We start from the raw sequence: 24,879 nt of genomic DNA on the forward strand, positions 1-24,879 counted from the left end.
TTGCCGCTCCGGCCTTCCGGGATCCGGCTCATGCGGCTCGGACCCCGCCAACAGCGAAAAACGCGCCCGTAGCTCAGCTGGATAGAGCATCAGACTACGAATCTGAGGGTCGGACGTTCGAATCGTTCCGGGCGCGCCATTCGCCGATGATATCCCACCCATTGAATTGCCGATCCCGTCCGCTCCGATCGATGTCCAACGGGTCATGTTATGTGACGGGGCCGCAGTAGGTCCGTCTTGAGCCGTTTCTGGTCAGAGCTCGCGTACGGGCTGTCGCCCTATGTGCCGGGCGAGCAGCCGCAGATCCCCGGTCTCGTCAAGCTCAACACCAATGACTGCCCGTTCGGGCCGTCGCCGAAGGCGATCGAGGCGATCCGAGCCGCCGCGGCCGATCCGTTGCGGCTCTATCCCGATCCGCAGGCGATGCGGCTCGCGAGGGATCGAACGGCACCGACTTTTGCTTCGCCTTGCGAAACGGGAGCACGAAGCTCAACACCGTCAGCGCCATCAGCGCGCTCAGGAACATTGTCAGGGAGACGTCACGCCACACCGGGCCGGTCCCCGTCGCGCGTCGTTAGGGATATCGTCACGGCTTGCGTCCTCGCGCGCTCGCCGACATCAGGCGCGCTCATGTGGAGCGCGCTCAGACATAGTCCACGCTGACGCGGGTGTCGCCGCCGATGACGAGATATTCGCCTTCGCCTTTCAGCGCGTGCGACGTCAGCAGGCTGTTGAAGAACACGACCTTGCTGACGGGAATCCGCGCGGTGAGGATCATGTCGCCGAAGCAGCTGGCGGTGTCGCGGTCCGAGGAGAACGACACGAGATTGTTGAGCCGCATCACCGCCTCGCGGCGCGTCGTCTGCTCGATGATCCAGTGCTCGTCGAACGAATTGATGCCACGATGGAGCGTCAGATGCGTCTCGTCCGGGAAGGCGAAGCGGCGGATCGCCCATTGGCAGAACTCGAACAGCAGGTCGAGCTGCACCCAGATCGCGTTGTTGTGGAAGCGGCTCGACATCTTCTCTTCCACATAGCTCGTCCAGGCCCCGGCTCGCCACGCGCTCGATGATCTCTTTGTGGTAGGACGGGCTGAGGCCGAACCGGCTTTCGACCCAGCCCTTCAGGACGGCGCCTTCCGGGCCGTTGCTGTCGAACCCCCAGCCCTGGATCAGCCGCAGGAACGAGGAACGGAAGCGCCTTTGCCCGGCGCGCTGCTCCGGATCGAGGCCGAACATCGCCATCATGTAGCTGGAGAAGGCCTGGCCGGCCTCGCCGAGATCCTCGGCCTGATCGAGCATCGTGAACAGGCTGGGGTTCATCTCGGTGACGCCCCAGATGTGCAGCGGCACCGCGCTGTCGTTGAAGGCGCAGCTCGCCAGCCATTCCGAGGGGCGCCCCACGAGATTGGTCGAATGGCCGATGCCGCGCCGTGTCGGCTGTGCTGCGTCGCTCATGGCCGGCATGATGCCGCGCCGCATGCGAACAGGAAAGGCTTTGGTATCAACCGCGGCGCCGAGCGATTGATTATCAGCTGCAGCCGCCGCAACCGCCGCCGCCACCATCGCCGCCCCCGCACCCTCCGCCGCCGCAGCCACCCCCATTGCCGCCGAGGGCTTTCGAGGTCGCGAGCACCGACGCATAGGCGGTGCCGGACAACACCATGGCGCCCGTCAGTGCCACGGCGAGCAGCAGCTCATGCTCGCGTGGTGCACGTGCTGCACGCGCGTGGGAGGCCTCGTAGCTCTTCAATGCGTCTTCGCCGGCGCGGGTTCGCAGCGGCGCGGATGCGAGCGGCAGCGTCGCGAACACGGTGCCACCGAGGAGAAACATCAGAAATTCGACATCGTGGTGCCGCGCGTGGCCCACGACCGCCTTGACGATGCCAAACAGCATGAGAGCGCCGACGAACGGCAGCACCGAGCGGCGGAAGGCGCTCATCTGCGCGCTGCTCGGGCAGTAGCCCAGGGTCCGAAGACGCTGCTGAAGGCGCCGGGCGAGCGGCTCCAGTGCAGTCTGGAATTGCTCCCGCGTCATGTCGGGCTGGAGCGCGAGGCGGGGCGGCTGCTTGATCAGAGCCGCCAGCGGCGCCTGGTCTGAGACCGTGATCTTGTGGTCGCCGGATGTGAAAGTGACGGCGTTCTGCACGGCGAGCCCGAGCAGCACGGCATCGCCGAGCCGGCGATCGCCGCCAGCCAGATAGGCCAGCTCCAGCTCGCTCAGGGGCTGGATCACCGAAGCTGCCGGACCGATCGTCCGTCGCCACCGATACGCGATCCAGAACAATAGGGCTGCGCTGCCGACATACAGCATGATGAACGGGCCGGCAGTCCAGTCGAACGGATTGAGTGGCAAGCAATCATCTCCTCAACAGTCGCCGCAGCCATGCGCGCGGCCGCGGCAGGGTGAGCCAATCTCTACGGTCGGCGACGAAATAGCGCGGGCCGGCGAAACGGATATGTGTCGCAGGCCACAGATCGGGGCTGGGCGGCCCGAAGAAGCGTTCGTGCAGCGCCAGGGTCTCGGCATATTGGCGGCGGTAGGTCATCTGCGCGTCCGGCCCGCCCGGGGTCGGATCATGATGCAGCGGGGACTGCAGCCGCTCACCGCACCACATGGTCCAATAGTCGCGCGAATAGATCAGGTGCTGATGCCAGACCTCGTCGACCACCTCGCTCGGCGTCACCGGCGTCGGTGACACCATCGCGAGGAAGCAGAACCGGCGATAGGCCTCGATGGCGGCGCGGGCCTCGTCGAGGCTCCAGCCATGATCGCGCGCCAGACGCTGGGTGAAGTTGAACGGTGTGCCCGGCTCGAAATCATGCGCGGCGATGCGCCGCCATAATTCCTGTCGCGCAGGCGTCCAGTCCGGCTCGCCGGCCCGGACATCGACCTTGAGCTGCGCGCGCTGTACCGAAGGGTCTCGGAGATCGTGCACGGCTGGACGATAGCATGGCAGCGCGCCGAGTTCCATGGGGGGGCCGCAGGCTGGTCCAATTGGGCGTCAGCCGCCCAGGCGCACCCTGGTCTGTGCCAATTTGCGCCACTCGGCGTCGAGCCGCGCGGCGAGGTCGCGCGCGGCATCGGGTGACAGCAACTGCGCGATGGCCGGTGCCTCGATCGGGTCGACCGCGGGGAGCGTGGCATAGCCGAGATTGGCTAGGCTCGTGCGGAGCGGCGGGTGGGTCGAATCCGGGTCCTCCATCGGCTCCTCGCCCATCGTCTTGGCCGCGGCAGCGGCGAGCGCGTCATGGTCACGGATGGCGGCGAGATGGCTGGACATGCGCTGCAGCGGCGTGGCCGGCAGGCTGATGGCGCCGAGCATGTCGGTCTCGAGGGGCGCAAAGACCAGCTCGCGCAGCCTCGCCGCGCCGCCGGCGATCAGCACGAGCGATCGTGCCATCTCGGCGGGTCCCATCAGCGCCGCCGCGCGCCGGTCTGCGGCCAGCTCGTTCTGGCGTGACAGTGCGCGATACTCCCTGTTGACCCATTCGAGCACCGCGCGCAGCAGAAATGCCGCGATCCGGCCGGTGACGGTGCGATCGGGGTTCGCGTAGTGGAGAACGTTCTCGCAGGCGCGCAGAAAGTCGAACAGATTGCCAGAGCCGGTGATGTGACGCAGCTCGGCATGGGCGACCTCATGGGCGATAGTGGCGCGGATGGCCCGCTCGTCGAGGATCATCAACAGCGGCAGTCCGACGGTCATCGTGACGTGCTGGCGGAAGATGCCGGCATAGGAGCGCGCTTCGCCAATCGACGCGTTGAAATCGGCGTCGAAGCGCAGGCTGCGTCTCGGCTTGGCGAAGGCCGGGTCGAGCTCCCGCCAGATTCGCCACAGCGCGGGCGCCGTCGCTTCGTCCAGGACGTTGCTCCGGTCGCGCCGCGCTGGCACGAACAGGATTCCGAGCGCCAGCGCGACGGCAGCCGCGATCACGCAGAACATGATGGGCGCGGTGGCCAGCACAAACCGCGTAGAGTGGTCCAGCGCGAGCAGCCAGATGAAGAGCAATCCGCCAGCCAGCCCGACCAGGGGCAGAACCGCATAGCGGCCGAGCAACAGGATGGATGTCAGAACAAGGCGCTTCATCGATGTCCCATGCGATCGGAGCCGTTGACGGCTCGCACATCATCCGTCTCTTTCGATGGCCGTGATCCGAAAGTCGCCCTGCGCGTCGAGCAGCCGCTCGAAGGTAGCTGACAGTTCGTCCTCGGCCAGCATCTTGTTGCGGCGGAAGAGATGGTCGCGCAGGCTCCGGCGTTTGTTGATCGCGATGATCCAGTGAAAATCCTGATCCGACTCCGGCTCGCCGCCGGCGCCGAGCATGTAGGACCAGTTCGCCGTGTAGGCATACCAGCCCCAGTCTTCGCGGGGTCTGTCGTATCGTAGCCCAGCGTCCGGAGTTCGGAGCACAGCCACGCCAGGACAGCCTGTCCTGGAATCGGGTTGCTCGGCGGCAGGATCGAAGCGGTCAGTGATGACATAGATCAGATGATGCGCCATGTCGCTCCCGCTTGCCTGTTTCCTGTCAGCTGCCTCGGGCTCCGAGCTACACGCCACCGTCCTCCGGGCGCACCAGCTTGATGTCCTGCGCCGCGGCCCACGACCAGATGTCCTGGCGCTTCAGCGCCGTCGCCATCAGCTCGGGAAACTGGTGCGGCGTGCAGGCGAACACCGGGCAGCCGAGCGAGGCCAGGATCGCGGCGTGCTTGGCGTCGTAGGCCGGGCGGCCGTCGTCGTTCAGCGCCAGCAGCACGATCAGGTTCACGCCGGACGACACCAGCGCCTTGGCGCGCGCCAGCATCTGCTCGGCGATGCCACCCTCGATGAGGTCGCTGATCAGCACCATGTGCGTCCGTGTCGGCTCATGCACCAGCCGCTCGCAATAGGCCAGCGCCTGGTTGATGTCGGTGCCGCCGCCGAGCTGCACCGAGAACAGCACCTCGACCGGATCGGCCAGCTCCTCGGTGAGATCGATGATGTTGGTGTCGAATACCACGAGCTTCATCGCGATCGCCGGGATCGAGGCCAGCACCGCGGCGAAGATCGAGGAGTAGACGACGGAGGTGCCCATCGAGCCCGACTGATCCACGCAGAGGATGACCTCCTCCAGATTCGTCCGCCGCGACGCGCGGGCGTGGCCGATCAGGGTCTCCGGAACGATGGTGCGATGCTCGGCCTGCCAGTGGCGCAGGTTCTTCCCGATGGTGCGCGGCCAGTCGATGTCGCCGGGACGCGGACGCCGGGTGCGGCGGCGGCGGTCGACCGCGCCACGGATGGCCTCGGTGGTGCGCGTGTCGAGCTTCTCCATCAGCTCCTTCACGACCTTGGCCACCACCTCGCGCGCCGTCGCCTTGGTTTTCTCGGGCATGACCGAGCGCAGCGCCATCAGGTCGGCGACGAGATGCACGTCGGCTTCGAGAGCGGCGAGAAACTCCGGCTGCAGCAGCATCTCCTTCAGGCCGAGCCGCTCGAACGCGTCCTTCTGGATCACCTGCACCACGGGCGCGGGAAAGAACTCCCTGATGTCGCCGAGCCAGCTCGCCACGCGCGGCGCCGAGCCGCCGAGCCCGCCGCGGCGGCCGCCGCTGCGTTTGCCGCCGGCGCCGGCGTCATATAGCCCGGCCAGCGCCGCATCGAGCCGGCGGTCGCGATCGGACAGGCCGGCCTGGTCGTCGCCACCGAGAACGAGGCGCCAGCGGCGATTGCGCTCGGCCTCCGCATCACTTCTCATGTCGGTCATCCCTTCATCGGCCGGTCCGCGCCAAGGATCGTCAGCAGCAAGGGCAGCGCTGCGTCGAAGCCGGCCGCGCTGGACGGCAACGGCGCCAGCGGCTGCAACGGCGCGGCGTCGGTCGCCGTCGACATGGCGGTCGGACGCTGCCTTTCCAGCTCATCGAGCAGCCGCCGCCGCTCGCTGCGGTCGAAGCCCGCAAAGGCGCGGCGCATCACCGGCAGCAGATTGTTGAACGCCTCGTCGTCGATCGCCGCCAGCCAGGCGTCGATGATCCGGCGCAGCGCCTGGTCGTGCAGCAGCACCTGGCCGCTCTGGCCGAGGAAGCCGTCGAGCCAGTCGCCGGCCTCCAATGTCGGCACGCTGTGCGACAGCGCGCGCGAGAGTGCCAGCGCGGTCTGCTCGGGCCGGACGATGCCGTGATCGTACAGCGCGCGGCTCGCCAGTCCCTTCAACAAGGGATGTGCCGAAGTGTCGTTGGCGACGAGCGTCAACGCGCGCCGCCATCCCTCGCGCAGGCCGGTGTCCTCGATCAGGCCGATCGCGGCGTCGAGCCGCGCCAGCTTGCCGCGCAGATCAGCCGCGACGTCCGCCTGCAGGCTGCGGCAGGCATAGACGAGGCCGGCGCAGATCGTCTCGACCAGGCTGATCACGAGGAGGCGCAGCGCCTCTGTCGGCAGCGCCCGCGCGGTGCCGTAGCGCAGGATCTCGGCGAGCGGCGGCACGGCTTCGGTGAGAGTGGCGACGTCGCTGGTCGCCGCCGAGCGCTGTTGCAGCAGCGCGATCGTGGTCTCGGCGGCCTCGCTCAGACCGGCCTCGAGACAGCCGCTCACGATGGCGGCGACCGTGTTCAGCGACGCCGCCGCTTGCGCGCTGCTCACCGCGGCGTTGCCGGCGGCCTGCGCGACCGTCGTGCCATGGACCAGCGCCTCGACCAGACGCACTGAGAATTCCGGCTCCCAGCGCAGCCGCCAGTTCTCGCGAAAGGTGCCGCGACTCTGCCCCGAGCCCTGCAGCCGTCCCCACGGCACCTGGATCAGCGCGAGACGATGCAGCAATTGCGATTTCGCAAGGCCCGCCTCGCTGCGCAGGTCGAGCGCGATGTCGCTGTCGAGCGCCTCGGGCTTGAGCTTCAGCTTGCGCTGCCAGCGCGCGAGATCGGCGGCCAGCGGCACCTGCGGCACGCTGTCGTCGATCTCGCCGACACGCTGGCCGATGATCAGCTGCTGCTCGATCAGGCGGAACAGTGCGGTCTCGCCCTCGCAGAGTGTGGCGAGGCTCGCCTCGCGCATCTCTGCGAGGCCAGGCAGCGCGACGTCGCGCAGCGCGGCGAGCGTGATCGCCAGCCGCGACGCTTCGATCACGGCGGCCGTCGATGCCGGCCGGCCGTTCCGGCGCAACAGCTCGGCGACGCGTGCCTGCCAGCGCGTCGTGAAGCCGGTCGCGTCGGGCGCGGCGACCTGACGATGCTGCAATCCCTGCCAGAGATGCGCGTACCAGCCGGGAGAGATCACGCCGGCGCCATAACCGGAGCTGGCGGCGAGCCGCGTCTCGGTCCACGGCACCCATGTCGCGGTCACCTTGATCTGCGGCAATCCCTTCAGCAGGGCGCGATCGTCCTTCAGGGCGACCTTCTTGCGCAGCGCCGGCACGTGCCAGGCGCCGCACACGACGCCGACAGGGCCTTCGTGCTCGCTCAGCGCAGCGGCGATTTGCAGGCGCATGTGCGCTTCGCGACGCAGCTCGCGCTGGGCCTCGTCGGCGGGCTGATAGGGCAGCGGATCGATCGTCTCCCGCAACGTCGTGATCGCAGCTTCCAACGCGGCAAAGATCTCCGGTCCATGCGTGCCCTGTTCGACGATCGCGTTCCACCAGGACTCGCTGTCGTCATAGCCGGCGAGCGTGGCGAGATAGGCCAGCGGGTCGCGCCGGATCTGTGCCAGCTCCGGGTCGGTGGGCTCGGGCGGATCTTGCGCAGTCGCGTCGGCGTCCTCAGGCGTGGCCTTGCCTTCATCATCCTCCTGCTTCGCCGCCTTAGCCCGTTCGGCGAGCCGATGCGACGCCGGCAGATCGATGAAGCGGACCGGTCGCTGCTTTGCCAGCGCCCAGCGGATCGCCTGCCATTCCGGCGAGAACACCGCGAACGGGAAGAAGCTGGCATTGCTCGCGTCATCCTGCGCATGGACCAGCAAGGCGATGGGCGGCACCATCGCCGGCGATGCGGCGAAGGAGATCAGCTCATCGGCGTCGGGCGGCCCTTCGATCAGCACGACCGCCGGATCGGCGGCGTCGAGCGCCGCCAGCACCGCGCGCGCCGAGCCCGGTCCATGATGACGGATGCCGAGGAGGTGCAGACGATCGGGCGAGGCTGCGGCCACGTCACATCACTTCGCGGATGGCGCCATAGAGATCGGCCCACGGCTTGCGCTCGCGCACCACGGTCTCGAGGTATTCCTGCAGCACGACCTTGTCCTGCACCGGGTCCTTGACGATTGCGCCGACCAGATTGGCGGCCATCGCCTGCGCGTCGATCACACCCGAGCCGAAATGCCCGGCCTCCGCCCATGCGCCGATCGTCACCGCGATCGCTTCCGCCGTCGACAGCGAGCCGGACGGTGATTTGAGCTTGAGACGGCCATCCAGCGTCTGGCCGTCGCGCAGCTCGCGGAACACGGTGACGATGCGCATGATCTCCTGGTCGGCGGGCGCGATCTTCGGCAGCTCCAGCCCGCCGCCGATCTCGCCGACGCGCTTGGTGACGATCTTGACCTCCTCATCCAGGTCGGCCGGCAGCGGCAGCACCACCACATTGAACCGCCGCTTCAACGCCGAGGACAACTCGTTGACGCCCTTGTCCCGCGCGTTGGCCGTCGCGATCATGTTGAAGCCGCGCGTGGCATGAATGGAATCGTTGATCTCCGGGATCGGCATCAGCTTCTCCGACAGCACGGTGATCAACGTGTCCTGCACGTCCGAGGGCATGCGGGTCAGCTCCTCGAAGCGGACGATCCGCCCGGCCTCCATCGCGCGCATCAGCGGCGTCGCCACCATCGCCTCACGTGACGGACCTTTCGCCAGCAGCAGCGCGTAGTTCCAGCCATAGCGGATCTGGTTTTCGTCGGTGCCGGCCGTGCATTGCACGATCATCTCGGAGGACCCTGAGATCGCCGCGGCGAGATGCTCGGACACCCAGGATTTCGCGGTGCCGGGCACGCCGAGGATGAGAAGCGCGCGGTCGGTGGCGAGCGTCGCCACCGCGGTCTCGATCAGCCGGCGGTTGCCGATATATTTCGGCGAGATCTCGACGCCGGATTTGGTGCGGCCGCCCATCAGATAGGTGACGACCGCCTGGGGCGACAGCCGCCATTGCGCCGGCCGTGCCCGCGTGTCCTCCTGCGCCAGCGCATCGAGCTCATGCGCATGGAGTGCCTCGGCGGATCGGCGCAGCTGAGTGTCGGCGGGGCTCGCAGCGGGCGTGGTCATGGGTGTGCTCCAGGCATCATGTGTGGCGCTGCGGTCGGCAGCGCGAGAACGAGGTCGGCGAAATCCCTCGCCGCCCGCGCGGAGGCGGGGGACAGCGGCGCAAGCGAGGCGACGAAGGCCGGCATCGTCGCGTGCGGCATCAGCGCGGCCATCAGCACGAGACGGCCGTCATCCTTCTGCGCCGCAGGCGTCGTTGCGTCGGCAATGTCCTTCACCGCTTTCTGCCAGGTCGACGACGCGATCAGGCGCTCGGCTGTCGCCGGCGCGAGCGGCCGGCGGGCTTTCGCGGCAAGCGACATCAGCGCGTAGCCGTGCAACGACTCGCTGGCGTCGAGGTGTACGCCGATGATGTGCATCACCACGTCGTCATCGCCTTCGGCCGCGGCGGCATCCATCAGCAGCATGAGCACGCGGTGCTCGCGCGGCGGCAACGCGGCGATCAGCGCCTCCTGTGGCACACCGACGGCCGCAGCCAGCGCAGAGAGCTGCAATCCGCCGAACAGCCGCTCGCGCAGCGCCTCGGCTTCCTGCCATTTCAGGCCGTCGATCGGCAGGGTGAATGTCAGGGTCGATCCCGAGCCGAGCCCGATTTTCGCCAGGAACGAGCCTACGCGCTTGAAGCATCGCGCGGCCTCGATGAGCCGGGTGCCGCCTTCATCGCGATCGGCGATGCGTGTCAGCAGTTGCGCGGCGATCTGCTTGACGCTGTCGGCGCGATCGCTGGCGAGGCTCTCCAGGAACGGCTTGTCCTCCGGGCCGAGGCCGACCACCAGCGCATCGAGCAGCGCGCCGCGGACCGGCGCCGGCTCGCTCTTCCACACCGACTCGATCAGCGCGCGGCCGGCTGCGGCATCGTCGCGGCGTATCCCCGCAACGAAGGCACGGCGCTGCGCCTTCGGGAAGGTGGTCCAGTTGTCCGCGGTGATGCGCTCGAAGAACAGGCCCTTCGCCGCATCCTCATCGGAGTCGGAGGCGATCAGCGCGAGAAAGGCGCGTTCGGCGAGACCTTGTCCCTCGGCCTCAGCCTTGATGTGAGCGGCGAAATCCGGCAGATCGAACGGATGCAGCCGGCAACCGGCGCCATGGATCCGGCGCAGCGCCAGCGGGAGGACGTTCGAGGCAATCGCCTTCTCGACGCTGCGCGCCAAGCCCTTGAGGGCGCGCCGCGCCGGCTCCGGCAGGATCGGCCGCGCATCCTGGTGCAGCCGCTGCGCGGCATCGGGGACGGGATCGATGACCGGAGACGGTGCGCCGGCAAAGCGCTGCCATTGCGCGATCAGCGCGAGCAGGGGCAGCGCCGGCTCGCGTCCTCGCGGCAGCAATTCGGCGAGCTCCGACGGCACGGTCAGCGGCTGCCGCACGAGGCCGAGCAGGAACGATTGGCGCAGCCGGGCATGGATTTGCGGATCGATCGCACTGGCCATCGTCAGTCCTCGTGATGCCAGCGGCCCAGCGGCGTGTCGGCGGCGAGCACCTGGGCGGTCCGGCCGTCCCACAGACATAGCAGCGACACGTCGTCGAGGCCGAGCAGCGGCAGCAGCCGATCGAATTGGCTGCCCTCGACCGCGATCGCCGCGCCGCTGACGTCTGCGATCCCCAGCGCATTCTTGCCGGCGGTCCGCAGCGCAACGTTGGACAGCAGCAACGGCCAGCGATCGAGCCATGGCAGCGCAGCCAATCGCGCCGCGTAGTCCTGCAGCGCCGGCGCGAGGCCCGGCAACGATTGCGGCCAACGCGCAGCGGCGGCCGTCTTGCGGCTGGCCAGCAGCCCGCGTAGCGGCGCCGCCGACGGATAGAACACGACCTCGCCTTCGATGAACTCGCCGGGCGAGAACGGAAAACCCGCACCGCCGCCGGACACCTGCACGAAATCGATCAGCACCGCCGCGCGCGGCTGGCTGATGTCGGTGCTTGCATTGATCATCCAGGTTTCGAGCCTGCGCAGCCTGTCCGGTTGCACCTCGGACAGATTGGCGGCGACGATCCACACGCTCGTCACGCGAGGCGCCGTCGTATCGGCGAGCAGCTCCTCGCGCCGCACCGACCAGCCGACCGCGCGGCGGACATCGTCGCGCAGCGGCGCCGGCAACCGGTCCTGATGCCGGTAGGCCGAGGCGATCAGGGCCATCGCGCCCAGCCGCTCGATGGCGAGATCGGCGCGGCGCTCCTCACCGACGCGAAACAGCTCGGTGCCGAGCTGATCGAGCCGCGCGGCCAAGCCGCCGGCCTTGGCGTCCACCAGCCGCGTCGACAGCGTGCGCGCGGCGGAGCCTACGCGGGCGGCGAAATCGGCGAGGCCCTGATTGAGCTGATCGGCGATCCAGCGATCGAGCTCGTCGAGGCCGGCGAGGATCGCCCCCTCGCGCTCGGCCTTGATGCGCTCGCGCTGCGCCTCGGCGCGCGCAGCGGCCTTGGGATCCGCGGGGGTGGTGGTGGCAGCCTCGGCGAGCGCCGCGTCCAGCGAAGGCGGCGTGCCGGCTTCGTCGCCGTCAGGCTTCGGCTTGCCAGGTGCGCGTCCGCCGCCGCGGCGGCGCGCACTCCAGTCTTCGACCCATTGCGGTGGGCTCAGGCTCTCGAACCGCTCCGGCTTGTCGACGCGCAGCCACAGCACGGCGAGCACATGCTTGCAGGGAAACTTGCGGCTCGGGCAGGTGCACTTGTAGCCGCCGCCATCGGCCGCGGTCACGATGCGATACGGCGTCGCGCCGGAGCCCTGGCACTCGCCCCACAGCACCTCGGCATCCGTGCTTGCGGCCAGCACCGGCCAGCTCGCAGGCTTCACAAGCTTCAACGCCGCGGCAAGTGAAGCCTGGTCGGGCGCCAGCCCTTCGATCCGTTCGCGTGTCAGAGACACCCACTCTCCCAACCGGCCGATTGTGCGATGGCGCACTACCTAGCAGATGGCCGGAGAGCCGCACAACAATTCAGAGGAGAAGCCTTGCCGTTTTCGGCATCGCACGGCGACGACGGCGCAGCGTAGTCGCGCGTGCTGTCGCGACGTGCTGCCATTGGAACATGTCGCCGATACGGACGAGCCGCAATCTCCGACGAAGCCGGTGCTCGTGCCTTGTGGCCGCCCGACTATCATCATCATTGAGTCGGCACGCCGCTTCGCACCGTCCGGCGGCGTTGACGATCATGGCCGAATGGCAACGTGCTGATGTCATAGGAGCGGCTGCGGATGCGCGACGGCAATGCGTCGCGCGGCGTAATGCTGCGGTAAGGCCGGGCCGCTACGTCCTCACTGTCCTTACGGTCGTCGTCACGGCAGTTGCGCCACCGACTGCGTGCGCCGGCACCCATGCTCGCCGTCGCGCGATGTGGCGTTCGACCCGAAAGACATCGGAGTGGTGCCGCAGGTGACGCCCGACCGATCTGGTCAGCGTCGCCCGACCTGCGGCATTCTTCCATCATGAGCTGGTGCCGCATGGCTTCGAACGTCGTCGGACTCCAGCCAGCAGGCCGTCCGGGCCGTGTCCCAGCCCCACACTCCCGGACGGCCTGCAATGATGGTCTTCGCTCCGTCGCTGCATCGGCTGCGGGACCGGATGGGGCGCAGGCTTTTCAATCAGAAGGCTTCCAATCGAGAAGCGACGATGTCCCGACATGTAATGAACCCGTAAGCCGCGGCCACGATTCTCCTGCAGCAACGGCTGGGCCGATTGCAAGGAGAACAGAATGAAACGAGCTTTTGCATTTCTTGTCGCGGCATCGACCATCGCCGGCACGGTCGCGACACCGGCGAACGCCGGCGGCAACCGTGGCGCGGCGGTGGCTGCCGGCGTCGTGGGAGGCCTGGCGATCGGGGCCCTGATCGGGTCCGCGGCAACCGCCCATGCTGCTCCCACTTATGTGTACAGCTACGACGCTCCGCCGCCGCGCGTCGTCTACCGCCGTCACCGGGTCTACGAGTATGACGCGGGCTATGGCGGTGGTTACGGTGATGGCTACCAGTCCGGCTACCGCGATGGCTATTCGGACGGCGCCTGGGACGTCGACTGAGACTCACGCACGACCGAGCGCAAGATCCTGCTGGTGCGGGACCTTGCGCTCGACTGTTTAGCCGTTCGAATGCAACCAGGACTCCTCATCGTGTCACGAAATACGCGACGACGGTCCGCTGACATCCTGCCCGTCCCAGCAGGCGCGCTTGCACGAGAAATTCGCGCTTGACGTAGGGTCCCGCGCCAGCGGCCGCTCGCTCCGCCCGCGCGATGCAATCCGGCTGGTCGCGGAAGCAGAGCGAAACCCAGCCGCGCTCCTCGGTCGTCTCGCGCGAGGGATCCGCAGCAGGTTGATCCGCGGCAGCGGGCAGGCCGTAGTGCGGATGGTCGGGGCTGTAGAAGGCCGTCGCAAGCGCGAGGCTTTCGGTGCCGCCGACATGCGCGAGCGGCCGTCCCGTCAACTCGCGCCATTGTCGCGTCGCTTCCTCGGCGGTCTGCCGATAATAGGTACGCCCTTCTTCATAGCCATGGTTGTTGCGATAGAGTGCATGGAGCGGAGCCGCGACGGTGGCGGCTGCGACGGCGATGCCGGCCGTCAGCACCGCGACGTTGACGGTGTGGAAGCGCGCGATGCGATGGCTCGCGCCGCACACGATGATGACCACGAACAGGAAAAGTCCCTGCAGCGCCCACAGCGACGGCAGGTCGGTGCCCATGGTCAGCGCGTTGACGACGGGCAGGCTCACGGTGCCGACGGCGATGGATGACAGCAACCGCAGGCCGCCGTTCAGAGCGGCCATCTCAGCAGGGAGACGTCTGATCCGTGCGCCGACCACCATGATCCAGGTCACGGCCGGAAGTGCCATTGCGGCGAGCAGCCCAAGCACGAAGAACAGCGAATCCCGTGCGGATGTGGCGAGGTCGGACGCGGCGTGCGCCAGCGCATGCTGGATCGGTGCTCCGCCGCTCGCGACCAGCCAGTCCAGATGCAGGGAGAGGGCGCCGAGACCGGCGGCCGCCGAGATCCATGGCGATGCCGAGGTGAAGTAGGCCCGCCGCTGCGGATGCGCGATCGCCGCCAGCGCGAAGCTCATCACGAGAAAGATCGAATAATATTTGCCGAGCACCGCGAGCGCAGCCGTCGTGCCGGCGGCGACCGACCACGGCATCGTTCGGGTCTCGAACGCCCGCAGGAAGCAATAGGTCGCCAGCGGCCAGGTTGCCAGCTGCACCGAGTTCGCGTTGAAGCGCTGGGCGTGAAACTGATAGGTGGTGGTCAGCATCAGCAGCAGCAGCACGATCACGCGCTTGTCGCCGGTCACGAAGCGGCGGGACACCAGGTCGACGAACCACAGCGCCAACGCCGCGTTGGTCATCGCCATCAGGTGAAACGACCAGTCGGACAAGGGGAACACGGTGGTCCAGGCGCGGGCGACCCAGCCCATCAGGGGCGGATGCTTGGCGTAGCCCCAGGCGAGCTGTCGTCCGAATGTCCACGTTTCCAGGACATCGGGATGCAGCCCGGCGCCGGAATAGGCGATGGTGAGATAGCCGGTCCAGACGGCCACGAAGCACAGAAGCAGCAGCGGCACGGCCCAGCCGGCCTCGATGCCGTCGAGCCAGCGCAGCAACGGCTGCCGCCACGCCGCCGGATTGCGATCCGACCGTTCGGCGGTCGCCGCGAAGGCAAGGTCAGGAAACATATCGGCCTGCATCAGGGAAGGAGCGCCCGGCGCGACGTTCGGTCGGCGGTGGCAAGGTCCGGGCGGGGAAGGGGCGGCTGAGCTTCGTCGCAGCCGAAGAACGAGGGCGGTAGCGGAGATGGCGCCGCGGCCGGTGATGGGATCGGGACCGGCCGGCCTGTCCGGTCGATCATGCGTCAGTCTTCACGTGGAGATATCCTCGGCGATTGCTGGGCGCGCAGCTTCGGCCAGGACGATTACGGCAGCCTGACATGCGCGGCCCACGCGCGCCGACCCATGAGAGGTTGGCTCACGGCTGTCATGCGACGTCATACGATGGCAATCGCGCCGGCTGAGACGTCGTGCAGTCTGCAACCGGAGATCATCAGGATGAACGCGGAGCAGACCTCGGAACAGGTACCGGGACGCCGTCGATGTAATCCTATTGTAATCCGTCAGTAATGAATAGAAACACGGGCGTATCGATGGTGCGGGAGAGTGACGTGCGTGTTCTGGTCGTTGAGGATGACCCTCAGCTGGGAATCTGGCTGCGGGATGCACTCGCGACCGCGTTCGGCTCGTCGGATATCGTCACCACGCTCGACGAGGGCCGGGCGGCGATCGCCGTGCGCAATTTCGAGCTCGTGGTGATCGACCGCGGCCTGCCCGATGGCGACGGGCTGGCGCTGCTGCCGCACCTGCGGCAACAGAAGCCGAGCCCGGCGACCGTGGTGCTGACGGCGCTCGACGACCCCGCCGACATCGCGCGGGCGCTCGATGAAGGCGCGGACGACTACGTCGCCAAGCCGTTCGAGCCGATCGAGCTGGTCGCACGCGCACGAGCGGTGCTGCGCCGCCTGTTTCTCGATCGCGGCGCGATCGTCACGATCGCCAATCTGAGCTACGACATCGTCAATCGCGCGGTCTGCGTCGATCAGACGCCCATCGTCGTGCCGCGGCGCGAGCTGGCGATTCTCGAGGCGCTGGTCCGCGGCAGCGGACGCGTGGTCCTGCGTGAGACGCTCGAATCGGCGGCCTACGGCTTCGAGGACGAGATCCAGTCGAATGCGATCGAGGCCCACGTCTCCCGGCTGCGCCGGCGGCTGCGGGAGGCAAGCTGCAAGGCCACGATCAGGCCGGTGCGCGGCCTCGGCTATCTCCTGAGCGGCGAGTAACGGGCATGAGGTGGCAGAAGGTCACGCGCGTCCGTCGCTCCATCACGCTGCTGTCGGCGACGCTGATCGGGGTCGTCAGCACCATCATGCTGATCTGCGCCGCGGCCTTGCTGATCCGGTTCGGCGGCGACGACGACGGAACGTGGGGCGCGGCCGATGTCGCCGATGCGCTGAAGGAGGCGGTGGCGCGGGACGCCGGCGGGCGGCTGCTCGTCAAGCAGACCGCGCGTCTCGACAAGATCATCCAGGATTTTCCGACCTTCTGGTACGTCGTGTCGGACAAGAGCGGCGAGGTCAGCTACGGGCCGATTCCGAAATGGCGGCCGCACAAGCACCCGTCGTCGCAGGACAGCACGCGCTTTCTGGCCTACGCCATCGACGGCGAGACCCGGAACCTGAAGCGCATGACGGCCGTCCGGAACACGCCGGTGGGCGAGGTCTGGATCGAGACCGGCGGCGTGGCCTACACCTCGACGCAGCTGATGCTGGGCACGTTGACCGACGCGACGATCGTGGCGCTCCCGATCATTCTCGTGCTGCTGGCGACGGTGGTTGCGGCCCTGGTGTTCGTGCCGACGCTGATCGCGCGCCCGGTCCGCGCGGTGGCGAGCGCGGCCGAGATGATCGACGGCGTTCCGGACGGCCGCCGGCTGCCGGAGCGGGACGCGCCGGCCGAGTTGCTGCCGCTGGTCACCGCATTCAATCGAGCGCTGTCCCGCATCGACCACGCCGCCGAGGCGCAGCGCAACTTCCTCTCCAACGCCGCGCATGAGCTGAGGACACCACTGACCAATGCACGCACGATGCTCGAGGCGGTGCCGGACGCCGGCCTGCGCGCCAGGCTCGTTGCCGAAAACCAGAAGCTGTCCGCGATCGTCACCATGCTCCTGCAATTGGCGCGCATCTCGATGGAGCCGGCCGAGCTGACCGAGATCGATCTGGTCACGCTGGCGCGTCGCGTCACGGCGGAGCACGTGCCGATGGCGCTGAAGGCCGGCCTGGAGATCGGCTTCGCCGGGCCCGACGCTCCGGTCTGGATCCAGGGCTCGGAGCCGGCCGTCGCCGCGGCAATCTCCAACCTGATCAGAAACGCCGTCACGCATGCCGCCGCGGGCGGACCGATTCTCGTCGACGTCGACGCAACGGCGCGCTTGAGCGTGATCGATTCCGGGCCGGGATTGCCGTCGGATCAGCCCGAACGCCTGCTGCAGCCGTTCGCGCGCGGATCCGCCCGCGGCGAAGGCATGGGACTCGGGCTTTCCATCGTGTCGCAGGTCATGCTGACGCACCATGGCCGCGTCGCGCTGCACGAGACGCCCGGTGGAGGCGCCACGGTGGAGCTGAGCTTCGCACGCGCCTCGACCCCGCGAGGCGGAGCATCGATCGCCGCCGACGAGGCCTCGCCGCCCCGGCGGCGCGCCGCAGGGAAGGCCGGGTTGCAGCCGCACTCGGGCTGAGCTTCACCTCTCGAAATCTCAGCGCGTCTCCTTGCTCCGCTGCCACTTCAGGAAATCGCTGTAGAGCCGCGCCGCCTCGTCCGAGGACATCCGCGCCTGCGCCTTGCGCTCGTCGAGGAATTTGCGGAATTCGGCGGGGTTGCCGTCCGTCGTTGGCGACTGCATCGCCCGCGCGCCCTCGAGCCATTCCTGCGCCGCCTTGAAGCGGATCAGACCCTGCACCGGCGCCGACAGCACGGTGTCGCGCCATTTCGGATGCCGCGGCGGCGACTGCAGCACCTGGATCTTGCCGAACAGCGCATCGACGAACCGCGCGGTGCGGCGATAGCGCTCGCTGTTCTCGGGCCAGTTGTACACCATCAGCACGGTGGAGGCCGCGACCGCGTCGATCCTGGCGCCCGGCGGCACCAGGTTCGGATATTCTTCCGACGAGAACGCGGTCGGCAGATAGATGTCCTGCAGCGCGCGGTCGTAGGGCACGGCGAGCAGGTGCAGCCGGCCGCCCTCGTTCTTGATGCCCTTGATGATCGGCGCGTCCTTCGATACCGACGCGATCCAGGCATCGCCCTGGCCGTCGATCAGCTTCTGCAGTCCGCCGGTCGGATCGGTCTGCGAGTCGATGTCGGCCTGGATGCCGAGCCGCCGGAAGATCGTGCGCGCGGCAGGCAGGCCAATCGAGCGTTCGGCAAACACGCGCTTGCCGTTGAGATCCTGCAACGAGCGGATCTCGCGCCGCGCGACGATGTGGACGTCGTTGTGAAACAGCTGCGCGATGTAGCGCACGCGCTGGGCGATGTCCGGGATGTTGTATTCCGTCTTCACGAACTCCATCGCGTCGGTGGCGACGAAGCCCATATCGATGTTCTTCAGCATGATGATGTCGACGAGGTTCTGCGCCGAGCCCTTGCCGAGGATCGGCAGCACGCGCAGGCTCTCGCCTTCGTCGAGCACCGCGGCCATGTCCGAGCCCATCACCGACATCGGTCCGCCGATCGGTGCGGTGATGACGGTGACCGTGCCCGAGTTCAGCGATTCACGATCCGGCAGGGTGCCGACATGGGCCGCGCCGACGTGGGCCGCGCCGGCCGGGGCGCGCTGCTGCTGCTGCGCCCGCGCGCTGCCGCCGGGCCCGCAGGCCGTTGCCAGGATGATCGCCGAAATGATTGCGCAAACATCGACACGCGCCACACCTGCCCCCAACGCTTCCTTGAAGTCATTCTAATTTGGCAGTGCACTTAGCAATTCGATCCGGGCCGAATTTTGTCCTCGTCGTGGTGGTGCGCAAGAAGCTGCAAAGTAGCCCAATCAATTCCATGCTGCGGCTGGAATCGCAGTGGGGCGGCCGCTTCCGTGCCCGGCTCACGGCGCGCCGTCGGCGCGATGCGTCAACTGGTCGCGCCGTGCTCCGGATGCGTACTAACAACTCAAGCGCTGGCCTGATCGAGCCGCGCAACCTGTTCGGGAGTCAGCGCGAGCTGCGTCGCCGCCACCAGCGTGTCGACATGCTCCGGCTTCGTGGCGCTGGCGATCGGCGCGGTGACGGACGGTTTGGCCAGCAGCCAGGCCAGCGCGATCGCGGCCGGCTGCGCGCCGGTCTCGCGGGCGACCGCGTCGAGGCCGGCGAGAATGCGCATGCCGCGCTCGTTCATGTATTTGGGAATCGCGCGCGTGCCGCGCGGGCTCTGGCCGAGATCGGCCTCCGAGCGGTATTTGCCGGTGAGGAAGCCGGCAGCGAGCGAGAAGAAGGTGATGACGCCGACGCCGTTGTCCTCGCAGACACGCTGCAGCGCGCCCTCATAGGAGGTGCGCTCCGCGAGGCTGTATTCCGGCTGCAGGCTCTCATAGCGCGGCAGGCCGTTCGCCTTGGAGATGTCGAGCGCGGCCTGCAGCCGCTCCGCCGAGAAGTTCGAGGCGCCGATGACGCGCACCTTGCCGGCCTTGATGAGCCTGTCATAGGCCGCAAGCGTCTCCTCCTGCGGCGTGGTCTCGTCGTCCTTGTGCGACTGGTACAGATCGATCACGTCGGTCTGCAGCCGGCGCAAGCTGTCCTCCACGGCGCGGGCGATGTAGTCGGCCTTCAGCCCGACCTTGCCGTCGCCCATGTCCATGCCGACCTTGGTGGCGAGGATGATCTTGTCGCGGTTGCCGCGCAGCTTCATCCATTTGCCGATGATGGTCTCGGACTCGCCGCCGCTGTGGCCCGGCACCCAGCGCGAATAGACGTCGGCGGTGTCGAGGAAGCTGATGCCGGACTCCAGCACCTTGTCGAGCAGGCGGAACGAGGCGGCTTCGTCGACCGTCCAGCCGAACACGTTGCAGCCGAAGCAGAGGGGCGGAACGTTGAGGCCGGAACGGCCGAGCGGACGGTGTTTCATGACGATCTCTCGATTCGAGGGGACTTATAAAATGTGTGGCTGGATGTGTGGCGAGCGCCTGCGACAGATTGCCTCCGTTCGTCGCGCATGACCAGCGCGGCAGCAGCATGGCGGGCCCGCGTGATGCATCCAAACCATGGCGCCGCTGCCCCGAAGAGGTTCCGACGACGTCAGACTTTCCACTTAGTTGCCGATGATGGTCCGCCCATTGCGACCGCCTTGCAGATGAGGATGCGAGGCGCTGGTTGAGGAGTCCGTCCAATGAACACGCTGACCTATGACCAGCTCGGATTGAGCTCCGACGCCCTGATGGTGCAGGACACGGCCGCGGCGAACAACACGACGACCACGACGGCTGCCGCCGCGACGCCCTTCGTGCTGCCGCCGGATGCGGTCTCGGATCCGGTCGTCCATGCCGACGGCTCGGAGACCGTGTCGGTTCACACCGGCGGCCTCACCTTCAACCTGACCTTCGACGCGGCGGGCGCTGCCGCTCCGGAAAGCTTCCGGGCCGGCGTCGAGCAGGCCGCCGCGATCCTGTCGTCGGCGATCACCGACGAGGCCACGATCAACCTGTCGATCGAATATGCCGGCACCGGCGGCGGCGCCGGCGCCAATGTCAGCGACGGCGTGTTCGCCAACTACGCGTCGTTGCGGACCGATCTGCAGGACCACGCGGCGGCAGGCGACACCGTGTTCGACAATCTGCCGAACACGCGGGCGGTGCAGGGCCACTCCCAGGTGTTTGTCGCCAATGCGCAGGCCAAGGTGCTCGGCCTGATCGATCCGAACGATACGACGACCGAGGACGGTTTCGCCATCTTCAACACCGACATCCCGACGCAGTCGCTGGTCGGCGTCGCGCTGCACGAGCTGTCGCATGCGCTCGGGCGGGTGCCCTCGCCGGGCAATCTCGACATCTTTGATCTGTTCGACTTCACCAAGCCCGGCCAGAACCTGATCAACAATAGCATCAGCTCGGCACCGCCGGCCTATTTCTCGCTCGACGGTGGCGTCACCAAGATTGCCGATTACGGCCAGAACTCCGATCCGGCCGACTTCCTCAACACCGGCATCCAGGGCGCCAACGATCCTTTGAACGAGTTCTACAATCCGACCACGTCGCAGACGCTGTCACCGATCGACCTCGTGGTGCTGGAGACGCTCGGCTACAACATCACGACGCCGGACACCGCGGCGCTGCTCGCCGAGCTGCCGCAGGCGCGCGGCGTCGCCGCTCCCCTGCAGACCGTGCAGCAGGCCGCGGCCATCAACTCCGCCGTCGCGGCCGAGACCGCCGCCAGCCTGATCAAGCTCGGCGACGCGGTCGGCGCCGCCCAGGTGCTCGCCAACGCCGAGGCCGATGCGGCCGCAGCCAATGGCACGACCGCGACCAACGCGAACGGCATGACGCACGAGGCGGCCCTCCACGACCCCTATGCCGGCAACGCCCACTACGATTCCATGATGGCCATGCACCTGCACAACATCACCGCGAACTGAGCTCGACGTCACCGGCACGGCGCCTGCCGGCAAGGCGCGCCGTGACGGAAACCCCAAGCCGCTTCGGATCGTCGAGCCGCGATGCGGCACGATGCGCGGGGCTTCCCGCGACGCCGCGCCCGCATCCGCCAGCCCGACCGCGCCATCCGTACGATGTGCGCGAGACATTATGGCCGCGCAACAATCTCAGTGTCGTCCCGGGCGGAGACCCGGGACCCATAACCACCGGCCGACATGTGAGGCACGCGAGCAGGCGGCGCATGCCCGCCGCTCGCGGAGCCCGGCAGCGCGAGCGGCAAGTCGATTGGTTTTCTGCACGCCACTGCTAATTCCTAGCGGCACTCGTCGATTGGATATTGCTGGGCGCTGCCGGGGCTGTCGAAGACGTCGACGAAGACCTTGATGCCGGTCTTGCAACGGGCGATGCAGGCGTTGGTCTCGGCGTTGCATCGGTTGATGTATGTGTCGAAATATCGCGCAGAAACCCTGGTCCTCGCCGAGGAGCGACATTCCTCGCCCTGCCGGGAGCACGACTTGGCATCAGCAGCGCGCGGCAGCATCGCCGCAGCGATCATGATGGCCGTCGTCAGGGCTGCGGACTTGAAGCGCCGCGACCCCGCCGACGTCAACCAGTTGGTAACAGATCTCACCCGTGAGCCCTCCGCCTGACGAGGGCACCATGAGAGCGAAAGATGTATTGAAATTTTATCAACCGTGGCGAGTGGCGATGCTCTGGACGGTGCTCGTCTCGCGATGTCCGCGCGCGCACACCGCAGCATTGCTCAAGTACATGGTTGGATTCGGAGCAACGCAATTGCCGGCGACGGTCTTCGCTTTATTACGGGCCCGGTACTCGATTTCGCCGTCATGCCCGACGGGCAATCTCCGCATCGCCCTCATGCACCAACTGCCCGTCGAGCCAGTTTGTCGCACGCTCGTCGCCTTGTGTCGTCGGGCAAATCAGATCGATGCTCTCGGCCATCCCGTTCGCGATGAAGAGGGACGTTTCGGCCGATCGTCACGGAGCATAGCGAGCGGGGAGCGGTGGACGTGTCGGGCTCGGGGCTTTCGCGCAAGCGGGCCGGCGTGCTGACGGGGCGACAGTCTGGCCGCAGCCTGGAGCAGATCATCGAGAAGCTGTCGCTGTACCTGAGGGATGGCGCGGCTACCTCGGGTTCTGCGAGACGCCGTCGGTGTTGCGCAAGCGGGATGAGTGGATCAGGCGCGGTTGCGCGCCGTCGTCCGGACCCGATGGAAGCGTGGTCCTAATCGCTTTGATGAGCTGCGACGCCGCGGCGTCGACCGGGAGACGGCGCTCAAAACCGCCGGCAACCCACGTGTTCCCTGGCGGCCCGCCAACAGCGCCGCGCTGGCCAGAGCTCTGCCAAAATCCTTCTTCGCCTCACGCGGCCTGCCTTACCTCGAGGTCCGCAGAACCGCTTAATCTGCCGAACCGCCGTATACGTGATCCGTACGTACGGTGGTGTGGGAGGGGGGAGTCGCGAGACCCCCCTATCCCGATTCAGCCGAGGCCCGGCCTTCCCTGCACCCTCCGTTCCGATGGAGGGGACGAGTTCCGCAACACTTGGACGCCGATGCGCCGCGAGACGGCGATGTCATGTGCGAAGCTTGTACGACATATTCCGCCGTCGACCCGGCGAACGCCGGGACCCATAACCACAGGACGTCGAATGAGGCACGTCTGCCGCGACATCCGCGGTCGCCAAACGCTCCTGTGGCTATGGATCCCGGGTCGCGCTTCGCTTGCCCGGGACGACGCGGGAGAGTGTAGTTGGCTGCTCAGCAAGCAAAGCTGAGCGGTCGGCAACCCGTCTCACCCCACCATCCGGCCGCGCCCTTCCCAATACCGCGCGCGCAGCACCTTCTTGTCGATCTTGCCGACGCCGGTCACCGGCAGCTCCGTGACGAACTCGATGCGCTTGGGCGCATGCGCCGAGCCCTTGCGTGCCTTCACCAGCTCGATCAGCTCCGTCGCATCCGGCTGCGCACCCGCGCGCGGCACCACGATCGCGGTGACGGCCTCGCCCCATTTGTCGTCGGGCACGCCGACCACGGCGCATATCGCGACATCGGCATGCTGGGTCAGCACATCCTCGATCTCGCGCGGGAAGATGTTGAAGCCGCCGGAGACGATCATGTCCTTCTTGCGGTCAAGGATGTACATGTAGCCGCGCTCGTCGCGCCGGGCGATGTCGCCGGTGTGCAGCCAGCCGTTCTTCAAGGTCTCGGCGGTGATATCGGGCCGCTTCCAGTATTCCGTCATCACATGCGGCGCGCGCACACAGATCTCGCCGGCCTCGCCCTGCGCCACCTCCTGATCATTGTCGTCGAGGATCTTGACCTCGCAGGCCGCGATCGGGAAGCCGCACGACAGGAACAGCTCCGGCTGTTTCGGATCGTGATCGGCCTTGCGCAGCACCGAGACCGGATAGCATTCGGTCTGGCCATAGAGCTGCGAGAACACCGGGCCGATGCGCTCGATGCCCTCGACCAGCCGCGTCGGCGACATCGCGGACGCGCCATACAATACGAGCTCGAGCGAGGACAGATCGGTCCGGCTCAGCGCCGGATGATCGAGCAGCACGTAGATCATGGTCGGCACGAACAGCGTGAAGTTGATGCGCTCCCGCTCGATCGTCTTCAGCATGGCGTCGGGGTCGAAGCCCTTGAGCATGTGCACGGTGCCGCCGCGCATCAGGGTCGGCAGCACCTTGGTGCCGGCGACGTGGCTGATCGGCGCCACCGTCAGATAGCGGGCACGGTCGGGGATCTCGAAATCGGCCAGGATCGCGGTGGCGAAGCCGCCATATTCGCGGTGGTGACGCAGCGCGCCCTTCGACTTGCCGGTCGTGCCGCCCGTGTAGTTCAAGGTCGCGACATCGTCGGGTGTCGCGAAATTGCGCGCAGTGGCATGGCCGGCCTGCTCGAGGGCGGCGAGCAGGTCTGCGCCGTACCCGGCTTGTCCGAGAGTGTACACGTGACGCAGGCCGTCGGCACGCGACGCCAGCTCGCCGCCGCGATCGCGGAACGCCGCGGCATCGATCACCAGCACCTGCGATTCCGAATCCGCCAGCTGGAACAGCTGATCCTCCAGCGATCCCAGCGGATGCAGCCAGGTGATCGCGAGCCGGGACAGCTGCGCCGCCATGCCGGCGCACCAGCTGTCGGCGCGGTTCGCGGTGAGGAACGCAACGCGCGTTCCGGCCGGCAGGTCGAGCCGCATGAACACGCTTTGCATGCGTCCGATCAGGTCGACGGCGCCCTGATACGTCAACGATCCGCCGGGCCAACTGAATGCCGTGCGCGTTGGATGGCGCGACAGTGTCAGCAGGGTCTGCTCACAAACGACCGGGAACGCGTGGAGCCGATGGGTCATGCGATGGTCCTCCCGACGTGTCCCGCTGGTTGTTGCGTCGCAGGGCTTGGCGACAGGGGCTTGGCGAGAAGGCTAACAGAATGTCGCTTGCGCTCAAGCCGCATCATGACGCCGGTCGGAACATCGCTGCG

Annotated in this window: 18 protein-coding genes, 1 tRNA gene and 2 pseudogenes; 7 read left to right on the forward strand and 14 right to left on the reverse strand. The window is 67.5% G+C overall.

Annotation, left to right across the window (positions count from 1 at the left end):
• The first annotated feature begins 62 nt into the window (after positions 1-62).
• Both QXZ94_RS29220 and QXZ94_RS29225 read left to right on the forward strand, forming a co-directional pair.
• A tRNA-Arg gene (locus tag QXZ94_RS29220) sits at positions 63-139 on the forward strand.
• Between the two features lie 98 nt (positions 140-237).
• Positions 238-432: pseudogene (locus QXZ94_RS29225) on the forward strand (histidinol-phosphate transaminase); the annotation flags it as partial.
• Between the two features lie 211 nt (positions 433-643).
• On the opposite strand, the pseudogene QXZ94_RS29230 reads toward QXZ94_RS29225, so the two are convergent.
• From QXZ94_RS29230 to QXZ94_RS29275, 10 genes and pseudogenes are all read right to left on the reverse strand, one after another.
• A pseudogene (locus tag QXZ94_RS29230) lies at positions 644-1,466 on the reverse strand (NAD(+)--dinitrogen-reductase ADP-D-ribosyltransferase).
• Between the two features lie 64 nt (positions 1,467-1,530).
• Complete coding sequence (locus QXZ94_RS29235; RefSeq protein WP_315724256.1) at positions 1,531-2,355, reverse strand: TIGR04222 domain-containing membrane protein; 825 nt, start codon at positions 2,353-2,355, stop codon at positions 1,531-1,533.
• Positions 2,356-2,359: 4 nt separating this feature from the next.
• Positions 2,360-2,974: a hypothetical protein gene (locus QXZ94_RS29240; RefSeq protein ID WP_315724258.1), complete on the reverse strand. Its 615-nt coding sequence runs from the start codon at positions 2,972-2,974 to the stop codon at positions 2,360-2,362.
• 30 nt (positions 2,975-3,004) lie between these two features.
• Positions 3,005-4,057, reverse strand: coding sequence for a M48 family metalloprotease (locus QXZ94_RS29245; protein ID WP_315724259.1), 1,053 nt, complete (start codon positions 4,055-4,057; stop codon positions 3,005-3,007).
• A gap of 69 nt (positions 4,058-4,126) precedes the next feature.
• Positions 4,127-4,501 carry a hypothetical protein gene (locus QXZ94_RS29250; protein ID WP_315724261.1) on the reverse strand — a complete coding sequence of 125 codons (375 nt, stop codon included), beginning with the start codon at positions 4,499-4,501 and terminating at the stop codon, positions 4,127-4,129.
• Between the two features lie 46 nt (positions 4,502-4,547).
• Positions 4,548-5,732, reverse strand: coding sequence for a VWA domain-containing protein (locus QXZ94_RS29255; protein ID WP_315724263.1), 1,185 nt, complete (start codon positions 5,730-5,732; stop codon positions 4,548-4,550).
• A 5-nt stretch (positions 5,733-5,737) separates the two neighbouring features.
• The gene (locus QXZ94_RS29260) at positions 5,738-8,110 is read right to left on the reverse strand and encodes a DUF5682 family protein (RefSeq protein ID WP_315724265.1); all 2,373 of its coding nucleotides are present in this window, start codon (positions 8,108-8,110) and stop codon (positions 5,738-5,740) included.
• 1 nt (position 8,111) lies between these two features.
• Entirely contained in the window at positions 8,112-9,215 is a 1,104-nt protein-coding gene (locus QXZ94_RS29265; RefSeq protein ID WP_315724267.1) for an AAA family ATPase, read from the reverse strand.
• Positions 9,212-10,639, reverse strand: coding sequence for a DUF5691 domain-containing protein (locus tag QXZ94_RS29270; protein ID WP_315724269.1), 1,428 nt, complete (start codon positions 10,637-10,639; stop codon positions 9,212-9,214). The genes QXZ94_RS29265 and QXZ94_RS29270 overlap by 4 nt, the downstream gene beginning before the upstream one ends.
• A 2-nt stretch (positions 10,640-10,641) precedes the next feature.
• On the reverse strand, positions 10,642-12,069 hold the full coding sequence (locus QXZ94_RS29275; RefSeq protein WP_315724271.1) for an SWIM zinc finger family protein: 1,428 nt from the start codon (positions 12,067-12,069) through the stop codon (positions 10,642-10,644).
• A gap of 824 nt (positions 12,070-12,893) precedes the next feature.
• Between QXZ94_RS29275 and QXZ94_RS29280 the strand changes: the two genes are divergently transcribed.
• Complete coding sequence (locus QXZ94_RS29280) at positions 12,894-13,217, forward strand: hypothetical protein (protein WP_315724273.1); 324 nt, start codon at positions 12,894-12,896, stop codon at positions 13,215-13,217.
• A gap of 85 nt (positions 13,218-13,302) precedes the next feature.
• Here the strand turns inward: QXZ94_RS29280 and QXZ94_RS29285 are convergent, their stop codons facing one another.
• A complete protein-coding gene (locus QXZ94_RS29285) occupies positions 13,303-14,862 on the reverse strand; it encodes a glycosyltransferase family 39 protein (RefSeq protein ID WP_315724275.1) in 1,560 nt (519 codons plus the stop codon).
• A 482-nt stretch (positions 14,863-15,344) separates the two neighbouring features.
• On the opposite strand from QXZ94_RS29285, the gene QXZ94_RS29290 reads away from it, so the two are divergent.
• Both QXZ94_RS29290 and QXZ94_RS29295 read left to right on the forward strand, forming a co-directional pair.
• Complete coding sequence (locus tag QXZ94_RS29290) at positions 15,345-16,016, forward strand: response regulator transcription factor (protein WP_315724277.1); 672 nt, start codon at positions 15,345-15,347, stop codon at positions 16,014-16,016.
• Between the two features lie 5 nt (positions 16,017-16,021).
• Entirely contained in the window at positions 16,022-17,473 is a 1,452-nt protein-coding gene (locus QXZ94_RS29295; protein WP_315724278.1) for a HAMP domain-containing sensor histidine kinase, read from the forward strand.
• A gap of 18 nt (positions 17,474-17,491) precedes the next feature.
• Here QXZ94_RS29295 and QXZ94_RS29300 read toward each other — a convergent pair whose 3' ends face one another.
• Both QXZ94_RS29300 and QXZ94_RS29305 read right to left on the reverse strand, forming a co-directional pair.
• Positions 17,492-18,622 (reverse strand): hypothetical protein, encoded by a 1,131-nt coding sequence (locus QXZ94_RS29300; protein WP_409998554.1) that lies wholly within the window; start codon positions 18,620-18,622, stop codon positions 17,492-17,494.
• 275 nt (positions 18,623-18,897) lie between these two features.
• Positions 18,898-19,848: an aldo/keto reductase gene (locus QXZ94_RS29305; RefSeq protein ID WP_315724282.1), complete on the reverse strand. Its 951-nt coding sequence runs from the start codon at positions 19,846-19,848 to the stop codon at positions 18,898-18,900.
• Between the two features lie 261 nt (positions 19,849-20,109).
• Here QXZ94_RS29305 and QXZ94_RS29310 point away from each other — a divergent pair, with 261 nt between their 5' ends.
• Positions 20,110-21,351: an NF038122 family metalloprotease gene (locus QXZ94_RS29310; protein ID WP_315724284.1), complete on the forward strand. Its 1,242-nt coding sequence runs from the start codon at positions 20,110-20,112 to the stop codon at positions 21,349-21,351.
• A 423-nt stretch (positions 21,352-21,774) separates the two neighbouring features.
• A complete protein-coding gene (locus tag QXZ94_RS29315) occupies positions 21,775-22,020 on the forward strand; it encodes a hypothetical protein (protein ID WP_315724286.1) in 246 nt (81 codons plus the stop codon).
• Positions 22,021-23,185: 1,165 nt separating this feature from the next.
• On the opposite strand, the gene QXZ94_RS29320 is transcribed toward QXZ94_RS29315, so the two are convergent.
• Positions 23,186-24,748 (reverse strand): AMP-binding protein, encoded by a 1,563-nt coding sequence (locus tag QXZ94_RS29320; RefSeq protein ID WP_315724288.1) that lies wholly within the window; start codon positions 24,746-24,748, stop codon positions 23,186-23,188.
• Positions 24,749-24,879: the final 131 nt, after the last annotated feature.

It is taken from the genome of Bradyrhizobium sp. SZCCHNS2022, from assembly GCF_032377575.1.
Lineage (GTDB): Bacteria > Pseudomonadota > Alphaproteobacteria > Rhizobiales > Xanthobacteraceae > Bradyrhizobium > Bradyrhizobium aeschynomenes.

Excerpts from the sequence above, each read along its gene's own strand:
- QXZ94_RS29240 (WP_315724258.1), bottom strand. The coding sequence starts at position 2,974 with ATGGAACTCGGCGCGCTGCCATGCTATCGTCCAGCCGTGCACGATCTC.
- QXZ94_RS29250 (WP_315724261.1), bottom strand. The coding sequence starts at position 4,501 with ATGGCGCATCATCTGATCTATGTCATCACTGACCGCTTCGATCCTGCC.
- QXZ94_RS29255 (WP_315724263.1), bottom strand. The coding sequence starts at position 5,732 with ATGAGAAGTGATGCGGAGGCCGAGCGCAATCGCCGCTGGCGCCTCGTT.
- QXZ94_RS29265 (WP_315724267.1), bottom strand. The coding sequence starts at position 9,215 with ATGACCACGCCCGCTGCGAGCCCCGCCGACACTCAGCTGCGCCGATCC.
- QXZ94_RS29270 (WP_315724269.1), bottom strand. The coding sequence starts at position 10,639 with ATGGCCAGTGCGATCGATCCGCAAATCCATGCCCGGCTGCGCCAATCG.
- QXZ94_RS29280 (WP_315724273.1), top strand. The coding sequence starts at position 12,894 with ATGAAACGAGCTTTTGCATTTCTTGTCGCGGCATCGACCATCGCCGGC.
- QXZ94_RS29285 (WP_315724275.1), bottom strand. The coding sequence starts at position 14,862 with ATGTTTCCTGACCTTGCCTTCGCGGCGACCGCCGAACGGTCGGATCGC.
- QXZ94_RS29295 (WP_315724278.1), top strand. The coding sequence starts at position 16,022 with ATGAGGTGGCAGAAGGTCACGCGCGTCCGTCGCTCCATCACGCTGCTG.
- QXZ94_RS29305 (WP_315724282.1), bottom strand. The coding sequence starts at position 19,848 with ATGAAACACCGTCCGCTCGGCCGTTCCGGCCTCAACGTTCCGCCCCTC.
- QXZ94_RS29310 (WP_315724284.1), top strand. The coding sequence starts at position 20,110 with ATGAACACGCTGACCTATGACCAGCTCGGATTGAGCTCCGACGCCCTG.
- QXZ94_RS29315 (WP_315724286.1), top strand. The coding sequence starts at position 21,775 with ATGCAGGCGTTGGTCTCGGCGTTGCATCGGTTGATGTATGTGTCGAAA.
- QXZ94_RS29320 (WP_315724288.1), bottom strand. The coding sequence starts at position 24,748 with ATGACCCATCGGCTCCACGCGTTCCCGGTCGTTTGTGAGCAGACCCTG.